General features: G+C 36.7%; 20 protein-coding genes. 10 read left to right on the top strand and 10 right to left on the bottom strand.

Going from position 1 to position 14,929, the window contains the following annotated elements; translation table 11 throughout:
- The first annotated feature begins 40 nt into the window (after positions 1–40).
- Positions 41–217 (top strand): sporulation YhaL family protein, encoded by a 177-nt coding sequence (locus C1726_RS03640; RefSeq protein WP_102271922.1) that lies wholly within the window; start codon positions 41–43, stop codon positions 215–217.
- A 67-nt stretch (positions 218–284) separates the two neighbouring features.
- Here the strand turns inward: C1726_RS03640 and C1726_RS03635 are convergent, their stop codons facing one another.
- Positions 285–1,187 (bottom strand): peptidylprolyl isomerase, encoded by a 903-nt coding sequence (locus C1726_RS03635; RefSeq protein WP_102271921.1) that lies wholly within the window; start codon positions 1,185–1,187, stop codon positions 285–287.
- A gap of 276 nt (positions 1,188–1,463) precedes the next feature.
- On the opposite strand from C1726_RS03635, the gene C1726_RS03630 reads away from it, so the two are divergent.
- Both C1726_RS03630 and C1726_RS03625 read left to right on the top strand, forming a co-directional pair.
- Complete coding sequence (locus tag C1726_RS03630) at positions 1,464–1,553, top strand: YjcZ family sporulation protein (protein WP_075209110.1); 90 nt, start codon at positions 1,464–1,466, stop codon at positions 1,551–1,553.
- Positions 1,554–1,574: 21 nt separating this feature from the next.
- Positions 1,575–1,670: a YjcZ family sporulation protein gene (locus C1726_RS03625; protein ID WP_102271920.1), complete on the top strand. Its 96-nt coding sequence runs from the start codon at positions 1,575–1,577 to the stop codon at positions 1,668–1,670.
- A 216-nt stretch (positions 1,671–1,886) separates the two neighbouring features.
- On the opposite strand, the gene C1726_RS26495 is transcribed toward C1726_RS03625, so the two are convergent.
- Together C1726_RS26495 and C1726_RS03615 are read right to left on the bottom strand one after the other, a co-directional pair.
- The gene (locus tag C1726_RS26495; RefSeq protein ID WP_102271919.1) at positions 1,887–2,066 is read right to left on the bottom strand and encodes a hypothetical protein; all 180 of its coding nucleotides are present in this window, start codon (positions 2,064–2,066) and stop codon (positions 1,887–1,889) included.
- A gap of 153 nt (positions 2,067–2,219) precedes the next feature.
- Positions 2,220–2,768 (bottom strand): DUF3267 domain-containing protein, encoded by a 549-nt coding sequence (locus C1726_RS03615; protein ID WP_102271918.1) that lies wholly within the window; start codon positions 2,766–2,768, stop codon positions 2,220–2,222.
- Between the two features lie 170 nt (positions 2,769–2,938).
- Here C1726_RS03615 and C1726_RS03610 point away from each other — a divergent pair, with 170 nt between their 5' ends.
- A complete protein-coding gene (locus C1726_RS03610) occupies positions 2,939–3,274 on the top strand; it encodes a DUF1878 family protein (RefSeq protein ID WP_235822689.1) in 336 nt (111 codons plus the stop codon).
- A 1-nt stretch (position 3,275) separates the two neighbouring features.
- On the opposite strand, the gene C1726_RS03605 is transcribed toward C1726_RS03610, so the two are convergent.
- Together C1726_RS03605 and C1726_RS03600 are read right to left on the bottom strand one after the other, a co-directional pair.
- Positions 3,276–3,851 carry an HTH-type transcriptional regulator Hpr gene (locus C1726_RS03605; RefSeq protein WP_102271917.1) on the bottom strand — a complete coding sequence of 192 codons (576 nt, stop codon included), beginning with the start codon at positions 3,849–3,851 and terminating at the stop codon, positions 3,276–3,278.
- A gap of 373 nt (positions 3,852–4,224) precedes the next feature.
- On the bottom strand, positions 4,225–4,575 hold the full coding sequence (locus tag C1726_RS03600) for a YtxH domain-containing protein (protein WP_102271916.1): 351 nt from the start codon (positions 4,573–4,575) through the stop codon (positions 4,225–4,227).
- A gap of 205 nt (positions 4,576–4,780) precedes the next feature.
- Between C1726_RS03600 and C1726_RS03595 the strand changes: the two genes are divergently transcribed.
- A complete protein-coding gene (locus C1726_RS03595) occupies positions 4,781–4,972 on the top strand; it encodes a hypothetical protein (protein ID WP_102271915.1) in 192 nt (63 codons plus the stop codon).
- A 35-nt stretch (positions 4,973–5,007) separates the two neighbouring features.
- Here the strand turns inward: C1726_RS03595 and C1726_RS03590 are convergent, their stop codons facing one another.
- Positions 5,008–5,544, bottom strand: a complete 537-nt coding sequence (locus C1726_RS03590; protein WP_102271914.1) for a tryptophan transporter — start codon at positions 5,542–5,544, stop codon at positions 5,008–5,010.
- A gap of 121 nt (positions 5,545–5,665) precedes the next feature.
- Complete coding sequence (serC, locus tag C1726_RS03585; protein ID WP_102271913.1) at positions 5,666–6,745, bottom strand: 3-phosphoserine/phosphohydroxythreonine transaminase; 1,080 nt, start codon at positions 6,743–6,745, stop codon at positions 5,666–5,668.
- Positions 6,746–7,019: 274 nt separating this feature from the next.
- Between serC and C1726_RS03580 the strand changes: the two genes are divergently transcribed.
- Positions 7,020–7,409, top strand: a complete 390-nt coding sequence (locus tag C1726_RS03580) for a cupredoxin domain-containing protein (protein ID WP_102271912.1) — start codon at positions 7,020–7,022, stop codon at positions 7,407–7,409.
- A 64-nt stretch (positions 7,410–7,473) separates the two neighbouring features.
- Here C1726_RS03580 and C1726_RS03575 read toward each other — a convergent pair whose 3' ends face one another.
- Positions 7,474–8,889 (bottom strand): PQQ-dependent sugar dehydrogenase, encoded by a 1,416-nt coding sequence (locus C1726_RS03575; protein WP_102272348.1) that lies wholly within the window; start codon positions 8,887–8,889, stop codon positions 7,474–7,476.
- A gap of 347 nt (positions 8,890–9,236) precedes the next feature.
- Here C1726_RS03575 and C1726_RS03570 point away from each other — a divergent pair, with 347 nt between their 5' ends.
- Complete coding sequence (locus C1726_RS03570) at positions 9,237–9,587, top strand: acylphosphatase (RefSeq protein ID WP_102271911.1); 351 nt, start codon at positions 9,237–9,239, stop codon at positions 9,585–9,587.
- Positions 9,588–9,718: 131 nt separating this feature from the next.
- Here the strand turns inward: C1726_RS03570 and C1726_RS03565 are convergent, their stop codons facing one another.
- Positions 9,719–10,138, bottom strand: a complete 420-nt coding sequence (locus C1726_RS03565; protein ID WP_102271910.1) for an HIT family protein — start codon at positions 10,136–10,138, stop codon at positions 9,719–9,721.
- 635 nt (positions 10,139–10,773) lie between these two features.
- Between C1726_RS03565 and C1726_RS03560 the strand changes: the two genes are divergently transcribed.
- The 3 genes from C1726_RS03560 (at position 10,774) to C1726_RS03550 (ending at position 13,523) form a co-directional block, all read left to right on the top strand.
- Positions 10,774–11,514 carry an ABC transporter ATP-binding protein gene (locus tag C1726_RS03560; RefSeq protein ID WP_102271909.1) on the top strand — a complete coding sequence of 247 codons (741 nt, stop codon included), beginning with the start codon at positions 10,774–10,776 and terminating at the stop codon, positions 11,512–11,514.
- Positions 11,507–12,721 (top strand): ABC transporter permease, encoded by a 1,215-nt coding sequence (locus C1726_RS03555; protein WP_102271908.1) that lies wholly within the window; start codon positions 11,507–11,509, stop codon positions 12,719–12,721. The genes C1726_RS03560 and C1726_RS03555 overlap by 8 nt, the downstream gene beginning before the upstream one ends.
- 76 nt (positions 12,722–12,797) lie before the next feature.
- Positions 12,798–13,523 carry an EcsC family protein gene (locus C1726_RS03550; RefSeq protein ID WP_102271907.1) on the top strand — a complete coding sequence of 242 codons (726 nt, stop codon included), beginning with the start codon at positions 12,798–12,800 and terminating at the stop codon, positions 13,521–13,523.
- Positions 13,524–13,678: 155 nt separating this feature from the next.
- Here the strand turns inward: C1726_RS03550 and C1726_RS03545 are convergent, their stop codons facing one another.
- Positions 13,679–14,857, bottom strand: a complete 1,179-nt coding sequence (locus C1726_RS03545; RefSeq protein WP_102271906.1) for a M20 family metallopeptidase — start codon at positions 14,855–14,857, stop codon at positions 13,679–13,681.
- Between the last annotated feature and the right edge of the window lie 72 nt (positions 14,858–14,929).

Here is a 14,929-nt window from a genome sequence, read left to right as displayed (position 1 = left end):
TAAAGCTAGGACAATCCTTTAATAAGGGGGGATGTGCAGGATGATGACGATTCCAATTTGGGTTTATTTTGTTGTAGTGGGGATCCTTATAAGTGCTTATATGGCTTTCAGAACCGGGACAGAGGAGCGAAAGCTGGAGGATGAAAGCATTGAACTAGAGGGAAGAGTGTACATGGAAAGAATTCAAAAGGAAAAGGAAGCTAGAAGAGGAGTATAAAAGTTAGGTATGCTTCCAAATAGAAAAAAGGTCCCCCAGTTAGGGACCTTTTTTCTTGAAAAGGAAATTACTTTTCATCTCCTGTGCCAGTGCTGCTCTTTAAAATGTCTTTTAAATCTTTATCATTGATTTTTACATTCGCATCTTTCAATTCACGTTCCATTGCTTTCTCAATTGTTGCTCCGTCAAGTTTAGAAACTTTAACTTCATATTCCATTTCTTCTTTCATCTCTTTAAAAGGCTTTTTCTCTTTTTTCTCAGTTGTTTGGATAATATGGTATCCATGCTGTGATTTAACTGGTTCACTGATTTCATTTACATCCAGTGCATAAGCAGCCTCTTCAAATTCTGGAACCATTTGTCCAGCTCCAAACCAGCCAAGGTCGCCGCCATTTGCAGCTGAGCCTGGGTCTTCAGAATATTCCTTCGCTAAATCTTCAAACTTTCCGCCTTCATCTAACTTTTTCTTGACTTCATCTATTTTTTTCTTAGCTGCCTCTTCTGTTGTATCTTCGTCAATCTTTATTAATATATGACGGGCTTTAATTTGAGGCTTGTAATTATCGTAGTATTCTTTAACTTCTTCTTCTGTTACTTTCACATCTTTAATGGCAGCCTTTTCCTGCATTAAACCTGTTTTAAATGTAGCTCTTAAATCTTCCTCATCTTTGTATCCGTATTGTTGAAGAGCAAGCTCGAAGTTAGCACCTAACTGCTCCTTAAGCTCATCAACTTTCTCGTTTAATTCTTTATCTGTTACTTTATATTTTTCTGTAAGAACTTTTTCATAGACAAGCTCTCTAAGTGCTTGTTCACCGTATTTTTCTTTCATCGCATCATAAAGCTCGTCCTTTGAAATATCTCCAGCTTTTGTCTCAACAACCACATCTCCAGATCCATTCGTGCCGTTGCATGCACTCAATCCTAAAACCCCAGCAGTAAGTGAAAGGGTAATAATCCATTTTTTCATGTTGAACACTCCTAATAGTATTTGTTGATATTCAATTTCACAAAACCTACTATACCATAAATGTCAGGCAGAACAAAAACAATAACCCATAATGTGGGCAAGAAAATATGTGTGTTTTACCTATCCTAAGTCATTCGTTCAGTCGTATGATAAAAAGTAACTTTCATTCGAAGGATTTATTGGAGCAAGAATTTTGGATAAGTCGTGATAGATGCCTATTCGCCCGCGGAGGTAATTGAATAGGATATGTTAGCAACATGAAAGGAGGGTGTTCTCATGGGTGCAGGATACGGATACGGCGGAGGTTTCGCGTTAATCGTAGTGTTGTTCATCTTGTTAATAATTGTTGGCGCTGCTTGGCTATAACAAAAGGAGGGAGGAAACATTATGTCTGGCGGAACAGGATATGGAATCGGCGGAGGCTTTGCTTTAATAGTCGTTTTATTTATCCTTCTAATTATCATTGGTGCATCATGGCTGTGAAAATGACAGGGACATAAAGTAAATCCGCCCTGAGAAAAGAATGGGAAGTCGGCTAGCCCAGGTCCGACATGCATAAGAAGCTCTCCAGAGGAAGGCGTACTTTGCCTTCAACTGAGGAGCAGCTTATGACCTCGAGGACCTAGCCGATGAAGCTGGACAAAGAAAAGCGGTGGGATGATTCCCGCCGCTTTTTCTCTGTGCATTTCTCTTTGTCAATTAAGCATATAAAATTTCAACAAACGAGGATATCAAAAGAATGGTCACTAAAATATTTATTGTACGAAATACTTTAGGCTGCCGTTCTTCAGGGATATCCTTTTGAAGGCAAAGGGAATTTGTCATTTTGTTAATATTGTATAAAATAAAAACAGCAAAAATTATAAAAATGGAGATCATAGAAAAATTCCCTCCTTTAAACAGTCAGATGATTTAAGAAATGACATGCAAGTTTGATATGTTATTTACAATAACAAAAATTCCTAAAAAAAGATAGTATTTAAGTTTCCATAAGTATTATTATGAATACATGCTGAATTCTTTTAAACTAAATCAAGAATAGTTGCTCCTTAGCAAAATCTCAAAGCCTTCATCGTTCTCTTCAATATATGAATGATTTGGAGCAGACAGCACATTTTTGGCACAAACAAAATCTGAGAAACATATGCCAACATGAAAAGCTAGTAAAATGGTAGAATAGTGAACATAATGCGGAAAACAAAAGCATGCCAAAATCAATAAACTATTTATCGTGACAAACGGTGTAAATAATGCGATGATAAATTTCCACTTTGCTATTGGTTCATTGACTTTTACATGAATGATTGGTAATAGCCCATATTTCATTGTTCCTATTTTTTTTACTTTATTGCCAAGATGCGCTATCGGCAAATAGTGAAGAAGCTTATGAAATGGGTACATGATCCATAAGCATATAATAAATAATAAGAAATAGTTATCATAAAAAGAAGTTGCCCCAAACAAATATTGAGCAGGAACAAAAATAATAATAAACGTTAGTAACATTGTTAAGGAAGACATAAAGAAAAGTCTTTGTGATCCATAATGTTTGTTAATATTAATTGTCTTCCAGCAATTCATTTAATCATACCTCCACAAGGAGAAAATAAATTTCCATAAAACTTACTAAGATACTGTACGATGAAAAAGAGAAAAAATCAATAGGGAAAAAACATAGATTTTGTCGAAGAAAAATCATGGACATTCAGTATTATAAATAGGTCTGAGTGATAACTAAATGGAGGAAAAAGGTGGATATTTACATATTGATGGAGAAAATCAACAAACTGGAATATCAGCAAAAGCTGCTTTTAAAGGTGATTGAAAATCCAAACAATTCCTTTTATAAATTAGCAGTTGAAAAATCACTTGCAGAAAAGGACGTAAAGGCATTCAAACAGCTTTGTGAAGAAATGAACATGAAATGGGAAGAACAGAAAGCGGAAGGGTTTGTTTATTTTCATCCGCTTTATAAAGAATTTGAGAAGCGTTTACATCCTAATTTAAATGCAGTTGATGTTATTCATGCCTGTATAAAACAGAAATTATTCCACTCTCTAATGGAGGAACTAAGAAGGCATCTTTAATTTAAACACTCTCCTCTAGAGTATACTCCTTTTTACTTAGCTTGCCTTCTTCCTCTACAAAGTCATTTTCCAGGTTTGCGAATGATTTTTCAAAGATTTCCATAAAGTCATCGCCGTATATATTCCTGACAATCGCCATTATCTCAATAATGTCAGGGAATTTTCCATAAAGGTCGCGCAACGGCTTAGCACCCGAATATACGGAGTTTTTATCAGGATCATAAGTTTCCATAAGACTTAATAAAATACTTTCACCTGCAGGAGTAAGTTCGATATACGTATTTCTCTTGTCACTTTCCTTTTTAGAAAACTTAAGTAACCCCCGTTCCTCAAGTTTTTTGGAAAAGTTAAATGCAGTTGATACGTGCATTACCCCAAATTTAGCTACATCAGAAATAGAAGCCCCTTTCAAATGGTAGGAAATCCATAAAATATGATGTTCATTAATATTTAAATCATACGGTTTGATCCACTGCTGCCAATCTTTTTCAATCGTTTTCCACAATGCTTTACTTAATTGAGCAATCCTTTGGCTAAAGATCATTGCTTCCTTTATAGAATACAATTTATCGTTCATATTCAATAATCACCTTCTTTTTAAGTATGTAATAACATTATGCCAATAAAACAAAAATTAATAAAGATATAAATTTACAAAATTTTTAGAAATTGATTCATATAATGATTTTTATAATGGGTAAAATCGGATAATATGTATATGCATAAAAGGAGATCAGCAAGAAATTAAACAACTAAATAAATCCCCGGCTATGACTGTTTCACTTTATTAATATATTTGTTTTCTGCTTTAAAAGAAAAAATCCTTCTTTTTTTTATTAAAGAAAGGATTTTTTTTCAACAAAAGCGGAAAATGATAAAAATCTTAGGCTTTCTTATTATTTATCGCAGATTAACGAGTAGTAGGACCTTACTTAAAACTAATTAAAGGTTCACTTTATATTTTTCTCAAGCTCGTGGATTGCGATTTCAATGGCTTGTAATTCTTTCTGCAGTTCTTGCTGATGGGGGAGGATATCAGCCTTCCATTGATTAATCGATTGTTTAACATCAGAAGAAAAAGCTAAAATTTCTTTTTTTCCCTCTTTTGATGCAAGAATTGTTGCATCCTTTACACGAATAAATTTCCTATTTAATTCTATCAATTGATTTTGTATGCATTCTATCTTTTCTTTTATTTTTTTTCGGGAGTCTCTGCCGGATGCTGGTGCGGATAATAAAGTGCTTATTCCAGCCACAGCTCCACCAATAATAAACCCAATGAGCAGTGATTTTGCTTTCATGATTTTTCCCCTCTCACTTTTCTATATAAATAGATTTTACTACAAAGTAAAGAAAAATCCTTCATTAAAATATGAAGGATTTTTCGAAAATCATATATGGGGTTATCTTGAGGTGTCAAGAGTATCGTTCATATTTGCATGAAAACAAGCATACATTTAAATAATTGTACAAACGTGGATTTACTAAAAAAGGTGGGGACGAAAAATGTCAGGGTTAACGACAGGCATATTTACAATTGGGGCTTTATTAATTGCTGGAGGTGTTCATTTCTATCTAGCGATAAAGAGACCCGTCGTATACCCTCCTAAATATATATTAAGAAGGAGAGCAGCTGCATTAGCAGCAGGTGGGATTGGATTTTTGCTTATTGGGGTAATTATGCATAGTTTTAAATAAAAAATGAAAAACCCGCGGCAGCGGGTTTTTTATTATTATTGCTTTACAGCAGCTGATGATTGATTTGTTAGCTTCGTCCGTTTCATAATGGATTGTGCAATCGGATAAAGGATAACCATTGTAATTGTGTTGACGATGGTTGCTGGCAGTACAACTGCACCGAATAATGCAGCAAATGGACCAGGCAAACCAACAATGAAATAAGCCGATGTTAAAAAGACAATCCCAGAAATAAGTGTCCCAATAGCAGTTAGAACAGAAGCGCTTATAATTGATTGATGAAACTTCTTTAATAAAAGGAAAAGCGCGAAGAAAATTGCAGCAGTAATTGGTTTATCTATGATGTTTGGGAAGAGACCGCCAGGGAATGTAGTAGTTAGCCCTGATAAAAGTCCAGTTGCTAATGATAAAAGTAATACACTTTTCCGATCAGGAAAAAGGATAATACCTAAAAACATCATTGTTAACATCATATCTGGTTTCATACCAGCACCAAAGCCCGGCATAACTGCATGCAATACCGCTCCCATTCCCACTAAAAGGGATAGGGCTACAAGATTTTTCGTATTCATTTCTCATCTCTCCTATTCTCGACTCAACTAATTTTTGTTCCTCCTGCAGTGCGCTCTATGCCTGCAGCGAAAAACTTGTAATTATTATAACATAAAACAGCTGAAAAAGAAGAAGTAATTTTCAGTTATATTCTCTGAACTTTTTCATGAATCCTGCCAGCTGTATAACATGCTCAACTGGCATTGCATTGTAAATGGAAGCACGGAACCCGCCAACAGACCGGTGTCCGTTAAGACCAATAAAGCCTTCTTCTTTTGCCTGATGAAGAAAACTCTTTGCACTTTCTTCATTATGAAGATTAAAGGCTATATTCATTTTAGATCTGCTTTCCTTTTCGGCATGTCCTAAAAAAAATCCTTCGCTGCAATCAATCACATCATAAAGGATCTTTGCTTTCTCCTCATTCCTTTTTTCAATAACCGGTAATCCTCCTAATCCCTTTGCCCATTCGAGGACAAGCTTAAGTAAATAGATTGCAAGTGTTGGAGGGGTGTTATAGAGTGAGTTGTGGTCTGCGTAAGTATTATAATTAAGCATGGTCGGCAAATGACTGCGTGATCTTGATAAAAGCTCCTTTTTCATAATAACGACCGTTACTCCAGATGGACCAAGGTTTTTTTGTGCTCCAGCATAAATAAGATCAAAATTCTCAATATTTACCTTTCTGCTTAATAGATCACTAGACATATCTGCAACTAATGGAATCCTCTCGTTAGAAGGGAACTTCTGCCATTGAGTGCCATAAATGGTATTGTTACTTGTTATATGAAGATAGGCTGCATCTTCTGATGTCTCTATATTTTTTGCAGGGATCGTTTTATATCTTTGATTTTTACTTGAAGCTGAAATGAAAGTTTTTCCAACCTTTTCTGCTTCCTTTAGTGCTTTTTCAGCCCATACACCTGTTAAAACATAGTTGCCAGCTTTCCCTTCTGTGAGGAGGTTCATAGGGACCATCGAAAACTGCAGGCTGGCTCCGCCTTGAAGAAAGAGAACTTCATAGGTGTCTGGAATGGATAGGAGTTCTCTCAATAACAATATGGCTTGCTCATGAATGGTTTCATATTCTTTGCTTCTATGGCTTAGCTCCATGACAGCCATACCAGTTTGATGAAAGTTTAACCAGTTCTTTTCAGCCTCTGCTAATACTGCATCCGGTAAAACTGCGGGACCTGCATTAAAATTAAGAGCACGATTCATCATTTTCCCCTCCAAAAGTATCTGTCATACGGTAATGAAATAAAGATAATCCTATGGTAACAAATAAAATTCATTTGTACAGATTTAATTATGAATATTGCGAAAAAATATAGAAGAAAAATCCTGCTGTTAAATGGGAAGTCCTTAATGTAGTTTTATAAAAAGGATCGATTGATAAGTTCCAGTTTCTTTTGAAGACATGTTAGAACCTAATATATAGTAATAATTCAACTATAATTGGAAAAAATAATGTAAAAGAAAGGAGGGTTTGCGAATGTTTGTGAAAAAGTGTTTAACAGGATTGGCAGTTTTGCTTGTAATGATGGTGGTTGAGAATACTGCATCCTCACTCGGCGTACTTGCCAAAACCGTTGCCGTCACACAACCAATGGAGATTATGAAAGATATAGAGGTCGAATTGAACGATGATTACTTTAATCCGAAAGTCATTACAATTTCCAATGATAGAACGACAACGTTAATTTTAAAAAACAAAGGAAAGAAAGAACACACCTTCACTGTGGAAAAGCTTGGAATAGATGCAGAAGTCCAGCCAGGAAAAGAAACAACAATTACAGTAAAACCGAAACAGCCAGGTACATATGAACTGATATGCAGGTACCATTTCCAGGAAGGAATGGCAGGGAAAGTAATAGTTAAATAGCAAGAAGGGCTAAAAGGGAGCTGCAGAAGCAACTCCCTTTTTATTGTATTAACTATATCTTGGATTAGGGGATAATTTCAAAAATGCTCCCTTGGTTAAAATCTGTCACTTTCATAGAACCATAAACCCCTAAATAAAGTGTGGACTGATTCAGATTCGTTCCCAAACTAACATAATAAGCTGACTCGGTCCCAAAAACATAATCGGCTTCAATAACACTAAAATCGTTTAGTTTACAGTCTGTTCTTATCCTAGTATAAGCTAAAACTCCTCTAGCAGGAGCATCGGATTCTTCTTTCCGGGCAAGATCGGTAAACACAACACTTCCTGATAAAGCGGGGATTCTATTCCCCATATAGGCTTGCACTCCTGTAAGTGCCGTTCCTCCAAATTTATCGGGCCTTTGATCTTTATGGAAATAACTGGTTACCGGGTGGAGACGCCTTACAGAAACTTTTACTGCTTCATCATAAAAAGCCATTGATTTCTCATCCAAAGTGGGGTTTTCAGAGCAATCCCTTATAATCGGAGTAGGGAAAATGCCTTCCCATCCTCGCCAGCCAAAGTTAATAAATCCTTTTTGTTCAACTTCTGATTTCATTAAAAATGCTTGAACAAGCAGGGGGACCGGTATTGGTTTATTCTGGGTGAATGAAAAAATGGACTCGGCTAAATCCTGTCCGACATTTCCCACATATTTGATATATTGATTAGAATACCTTTGAAATGAAATACCCGGTATATTCCGTACCCCTTTGGCAATCACCGTAAGTGTTTCCTGAATAGGTACGGGAAGTTCATGAAACCGTGTGACTGCGGGCGGATTCTGAATAAATGTATGTTTAACAACATCAATCTCAATTATTTTACCGGCGATTTCCATATCATTCTGGCTTAAATTAAATGGATCATAGCCTGATCCGCCATCCCCGGTGGTTAAAATAAGTTTTCCTGTTTCAGGTGAAAAGTTTAAACTATTGACCCCATTATGATTAGAAAATGGTCTTCTTAAGTTAAGTAATGTCCGCCGTTTTTGAGGTTGACCATTAGTAGATAAAATCCACTCTTCGATCGTATCAATATGATCATATTGAGTTCTTCTATTTATCCACTTAAGGTTTAAAGTTTTAGGATCACATGGGTTTGGTGAAATAGATTCAGGTAGAGCACCTGGACCTTGTGTTCCACTTACCGAATAATGAAGGTAAAACAGACCGTTATAATAAAATTCCGGATGAAACGCTATCCCTAGCAATCCCCGTTCATCATAGCCTCCACCAGAAGCACCTAGTTTTATAATGCGCGGGCGAATATCTAAAAAAGTCCGTAAACTTCCGTCTCTTATGTAATAAATCTCTCCAACCTGGGTTGCAATAAATAATGCTTCCATTGAGTCACCTGGAAGTATAGCTGTCTTCAAAGCGGTCGGTAAATTTATCCTGCTTACAATGGGCCGTAAACGAACTTTAACTTTTCCCAACAAACTTTCACACTCCTTCTCAGGTTTCTTTTAAAGCATATGATCGGAACGGTGTTATTAATACCAATGAAGGGCAGAGGACTTTACCGGGGAAATGACCGTATTTCTCTTCAATGCCGGAGGACTGGCAGCAATATTAAATAGTACTTTGATTTTTAAATCAGGGTCCAAGATCGGGAGCTGTCATTATGCCAGCTTTTGGAGTTAGCAAGTAGTTTGCTTTCAAAGGAAGGATAAGTGGTATTAATCGAGAATATGTATTTAGCTTACTTATTAGAGAGAGTTAGCCTTTTGATGTATTTTGGTTTTGATTATTGAGCAATAAACTATAAGGAGTTCGTTAAGTCATGAGTGTTATGAAAAAAATTAGAGAAGAGTATGTCATTTGGCATGCAAATCGTATTAAATTTCCAGCGTTTGGTTCAGGTACGATCATTAGAAAAAAAGTTATTTTTTCGGGAAAAGTTCAAAAAGTAGGATTTCGCTTAGAAATACATTGTATTGCTCTAAGGATGAAATTAACTGGATGGGTGAAGAATTTAGAAGATGGAAGTGTTGAAGCTGAAATACAAGGGGAGGAATCCAAAATTAATTTTCTAATTCATTGCATGCAGTCATTGAAACGGGCATCTGTAAAAAAAGTGACTATGATTGATGTGCCTATTAAGGATGATGATAATTTTACAATAGTGAGATAGTGCACTCTACAATTAAAGAAAACCGTCATTTTGAACGATCCTTTTTCAAAATAACGGTTTATTTGCTGCTCCATATGGTTTTGAAGAAAAGTTTTGTTACCAACCCAATTTTAAGCTGCGTTTAAATATTATTAGATATGTTTTTTGATCCCGGCAGCAATTTCTTGCAAATCAGAAGGCGTATAATCGGATTGATGAGATTTCCAAACTGCGCCAAAGCCATCTCCGCTGCCATATCTAGGAATTAGGTGCATATGGTAATGGAAAACGGTTTGTCCAGCCTGTTCGCCAGTGTTTGTAATGACATTCATGCCAACAGGATTAAACTGTTCCTTGATTGCATTTGCTATTTGCGGGACAACCTCAAAAATATTCCGTGCCGCTTCTGGACTTAAATCATAAATATTTTCATTATGTATTTTTGGAATAATTAATGTATGACCTTTTGTTATTTGGCTAATATCGAGAAAAGCCATAACATGTTCGTTTTCAAAAACCTTGTATGAAGGAATGTCTCCATTAACTATTTTACAAAAAATACAATCGCTCATTCGAAACAACTCCTATTTGTTCTATTTTCCATTATCTTATCATATCTAAAAAAAGGATAAAAGGCAGGATCCGCATGGAATCCTGCCTTCGTGAAGGGGAATGCTTCTTAAATGACGTTTCTACTTCAGGTTATTCCCTTTGATAAACACCTCATTTATGAATGATTGTGTTTACTTCTAGAGACTTTCGATCTTTGTTCAAGCTGACCATCCCCTAATCTTTATAAGTTTTACAACGTATAAAGCAGGTCATTGTCTTTTACAAACACCTCATTTCAAAGTGTATGCTAGACCACCAACGGGTTAGGCGATCAGAATGGTAGATCTCTTGGTTCATTCAGCAATATTGCCCAATGCAACCATCCCCTTAGATTTTAAACGTATGGAAGCGATTCATGAAAGTGAATTTAGCTGTCTGCGACAGACACCTCATTTCAAGTTTTGATAATTCTTTAGGTTATCAAATGACTTGTTCCCCTTCATAGATTAGAATACCCGGTATCAGATTTCATATACATTTATTTTAAAAAAGATCTAAAAAAATTTGATCCACCTATAATTTCCTCCTAAAGATTGGACAAGGAGATGCACCGTTTCTTACAATAGAAATAGAAAATTAGGGAAGGACGTTGGTTATGGCTCTTTTGCAAATTGAAAATGTAACGGGTGGCTATACAAGAAATCCTGTGTTGAAGGATGTTTCTTTTGAAGTAAAGGAAAAAGAAATCGTCGGTTTAATCGGCTTAAATGGAGCTGGGAAGAGTACGACTATAAAGCATGTCATTGGACTGATGGAGCCGCATAGCGGGGAAATTACCATTAATGGGAATGCGTTTCATAAAGATAAGGAGGCGTATCGAAGACAATTCACCTTTGTGCCAGAAACACCGATTCTTTATGATGAACTAACGCTTAAAGAACATTTAGAATTAACAGCAATGGCATATGGGCTAAAGCCTTCTGAATATAAGGAACGGATGGAACTGCTTTTAAAGGAATTTCGTATGGAAAAAAGACTGAAATGGTTTCCTGCCCATTTTTCTAAAGGAATGAAACAGAAAGTAATGATTATGTGTGCTTTTTTAGTACAGCCATCATTATATATTGTTGATGAACCTTTTGTCGGACTTGATCCGCTTGGGATACAATCCTTACTTGATCTAATGAAAAAAATGAAAGAAAATGGGGCAGGTATCTTAATGTCAACCCATATACTGGCAACCGCTGAAAGATATTGTGACAGATTTGTTATTTTACATGAAGGCAAGGTGCGGGCTAAGGGAACATTGGCACAATTAAGAGAGCAATTTTCGATGCCGGAAGCGACTTTAGATGATATTTACATTCAACTGACAAAGGAAGAAGATTATGTTTGATGAAAGAAAACTATGGAAAGGTCGGTTTAATCAGAGAATTAAAGAGCTAAGCCGTTATTTGCGGTATATTTTTAACGGTCACATTATGATTGTGATGGTTTTCTTGCTTGGAACTGCCGTCTTTTATTATCAGCAATGGCTAACAACTGTTCCTGAGCAATTTCCAGCAGCTATTATCATGGCGATCGCACTTGCTTTCATACTTACCTATACCCCTATCTATACGTTTCTTACGGAAGCTGACCGTATTTTTCTTCTTCCGCTTGAAATCAAACTTCAATGGTTTTTTAAACGTTCAATAGCGGTCAGTTTCCTCCTGCATGCATATTTGCTCATCATGGGCTTGGCTGTATTTATGCCGATGTATGCACGTGTAAATGATGGGAATTTTCAAGCGTTTTTGCCGTTTTTATTTGCGGTACTGGTGATGAAGGGGATTAACCTGCTTATTCGCTGGAAAGTGCAATACTATGTAGAGAAATCTGTTCATATTATTGATTCTTTTATCCGCTATGCAGTAAATGCCGTCTTTTTATTTTTCCTTTTTTCAAATGAAGGTTTGCTGTTCCTGTTACCTGAGATGTTGCTTCTTTTCCTCTTGTATTTTTACTATAGTAAAAACACAAAAGAAAAGGGGTTGAAATGGGAGTTTTTAATTGAAATGGAAGAACGGAGGATGACTTCCTTTTACCGATTAGCCAATCTGTTTACAGACGTACCGCATTTACGCGATCGTGTGAAAAGACGGTCATGGCTTGATTGGCTGTTTAGAAGGCTAGCTTTTGCACAGAAAAATACGTTTAGCCATCTTCTCGTAAGAACTTTTTTACGTGCAGGCGATTATTTTGGACTCTTCGTCCGTTTGACCATTATTGGGGCTGCAGGAATTTATTTCATTTCATTTGGATACGGTCAAATTTTGCTTGTTTTACTTTTCATGTATTTAACAGGCTTTCAATTGCTGCCGCTTTGGAATCATCATCAAAATAAACTATGGGTGAAGCTGTATCCGCTTGATGAAAGACTAAAGGAACAATCGTTTAAAAAGCTTTTATCGAAAATATTATATTTACAAGCCTTGATATTATCGCTGGCTGTTTTAGCAAAAGGCGAGTGGATCATCGCAATCATTTCACTTATTGCTGGAATAGGACTTGCTTACCTTTTTACTCGTATCTATATTAAGAAAAAGCTTTATTTCGAATGATTCACGTTGGATAAGTGAAACCTTTCCTTCTGTCTAACGTATTAAACAATACAGAATGTAAAAGGAAGGGAAGCTTATGAATGAGTATGAATTACTTGTCATTCGAGAGATAGAGGATTGGAAGCGCCAAATGGTGAAGCGCTCTAGTATTCTTAATAGACTTTCGAAAAAAGCACAAACAAAGGTAAATAATTGGATTCCAGACAAAGTCCATCAAATGCTGACAGAGAGTATAAAAAATATGGTAAAGGCTACACTTGTCGGCTCTAATTTAACAACCAAAAAGAACCAATACACATTAAGAACGCTGGCTGAGATGGATGAGCTATTAATGAAAAAACTGTCCATTTATCGAAGAACAGCAGTGGTTGAAGGAGCAGGAACAGGGGCAGGAGGCATTCTTCTCGGTTTAGCCGATTTCCCGCTTCTCCTTTCGATAAAAATGAAGTTTCTTTTTGAAGCCGCTTCTATTTATGGTTATGATACAAATGAATACGAGGAAAGGCTTTTTATTCTCCATGTGTTCAAGCTTGCCTTTTCAAGCGATGAAAAGAGAAGGGAAACGATGGAGATCGTTGAGAATTGGGATCAAAGAAAAGCGGGATTCATTGACATGGATTGGCAGGAATTTCAGCAAGAATACCGCGATTATATCGATTTTGTAAAGATGCTTCAGCTTGTGCCAGGCATTGGTGCAGCTGTAGGTGCCTTCGCCAATAACAATTTATTGGAGCATCTAGGAGAAGTAGCGAAAAATGCCTACCGGATACGGACATTAAAAACAGCCCCAAAATCTGAATAAGATTTAGGGCTGTTTCTGTGTGAAAAAATTGTCGGTCTGGTTAATTGAATAAGCCTTTATGTACGAAGTAATAACCAGCGCAGTGAAATGAGGCAGACCGACATTTACATACTTGGTTATGAGTAGATGTTCAAGATTGATTGTATGGTTAATAATCAATTATCCTTTGAATGATATTTAAGTGCAGCTGTTCCGAGTGTTTTAGCTGCGATTAGCATCGCTTTTTCATCAATATCAAATTTAGGGTGATGATGTGGGTAATTTTCATCTGTATAAACTGGCTTTGCACCCGTAAAGAAAAAGGTTCCTTTCACATGTTGAAGATAATAAGCAAAATCCTCTCCGCCCATATGAGGCTCGGTCTCCTCGATATTTGTTACACTATCTATTTGCCGTGCACATGATACTAAGTAGTCCGTTTCTTCCTTATGGTTAACGACCGCTGGATAGCCTTTTGCATACAAATAATCATATGTACTGTCTGCTGTATAGCAAGTTCCTTTTACGATCCTCTCCATTTCTTCTTCAATAAATGCACGAACCTCTTCGTTAAATGTGCGAACCGTGCCGATCAGTTTAGCCCTGTCAGCAATTACATTAAAAGCATTGTCCGCCATAAAGGAACCGACAGTGACAACAGCTGAATCGATTGGATTTACCTTTCGGCTGACAATTTGCTGAAGATTGATGACCAATTGTGAGGCAGTTACAATGGCATCCTTTGTCCGATGCGGCTGTGCTCCATGGCCGCCTTTTCCTTGAATCGTAATTTCAAAGCGATCCGCAGCTGCCATTACCGGTCCAACACGGTATTGAATCATACCAGTCGGTTCTGATGCCCACAAGTGGGTGCCGAAAATCACATCGACCCCATCTAAGCACCCATCTTCAATCATTGAAATGGCTCCTCCTGGTGCATATTCTTCTGCATGCTGATGGATAAGCACATAATTACCTTCTAGCTCCTCACGCATTTCATGGAGCACTTTTCCCAGTACAAGTAAGGTCGCAGTATGTCCATCATGTCCGCATGCATGCATGACACCGGGTACGAGAGACTTATATGGTACATCTTTTTCATCTTGAATCGGCAGTGCATCAAAATCTGCCCGTAAAGCAATTGTTTTTCCTGGCTTGCTTCCATAGACTTTTGCAACTACGCCATTTCCTCCTACTTGACCTCTTACTTCAATCCCTAAGTTTTCATAGAATGTTTGAATATACTTAGCTGTTTTTTCTTCTTTGAAGGATAGCTCTGGATGCTGATGCAAATGTCTTCTAATCGAAACCATTTCTTCATAATACCCGTCTAGCTTATCAAATAATGTGTTCATCCATCTTCTCTCCCTCAAATGCAATTTTTTGATTATTATAACATTTTTAACTTGCTGCATGTGGGGTATATT

The sequence above is a fragment of the Cytobacillus massiliigabonensis genome (assembly GCF_900199725.1).
GTDB classification, from domain to species: Bacteria; Bacillota; Bacilli; order Bacillales; family Cytobacillaceae; genus Cytobacillus; species Cytobacillus massiliigabonensis.
Note: the sequence above shows the minus strand (reverse complement) of the source record. Positions and strands in the feature narration are given on the sequence as shown.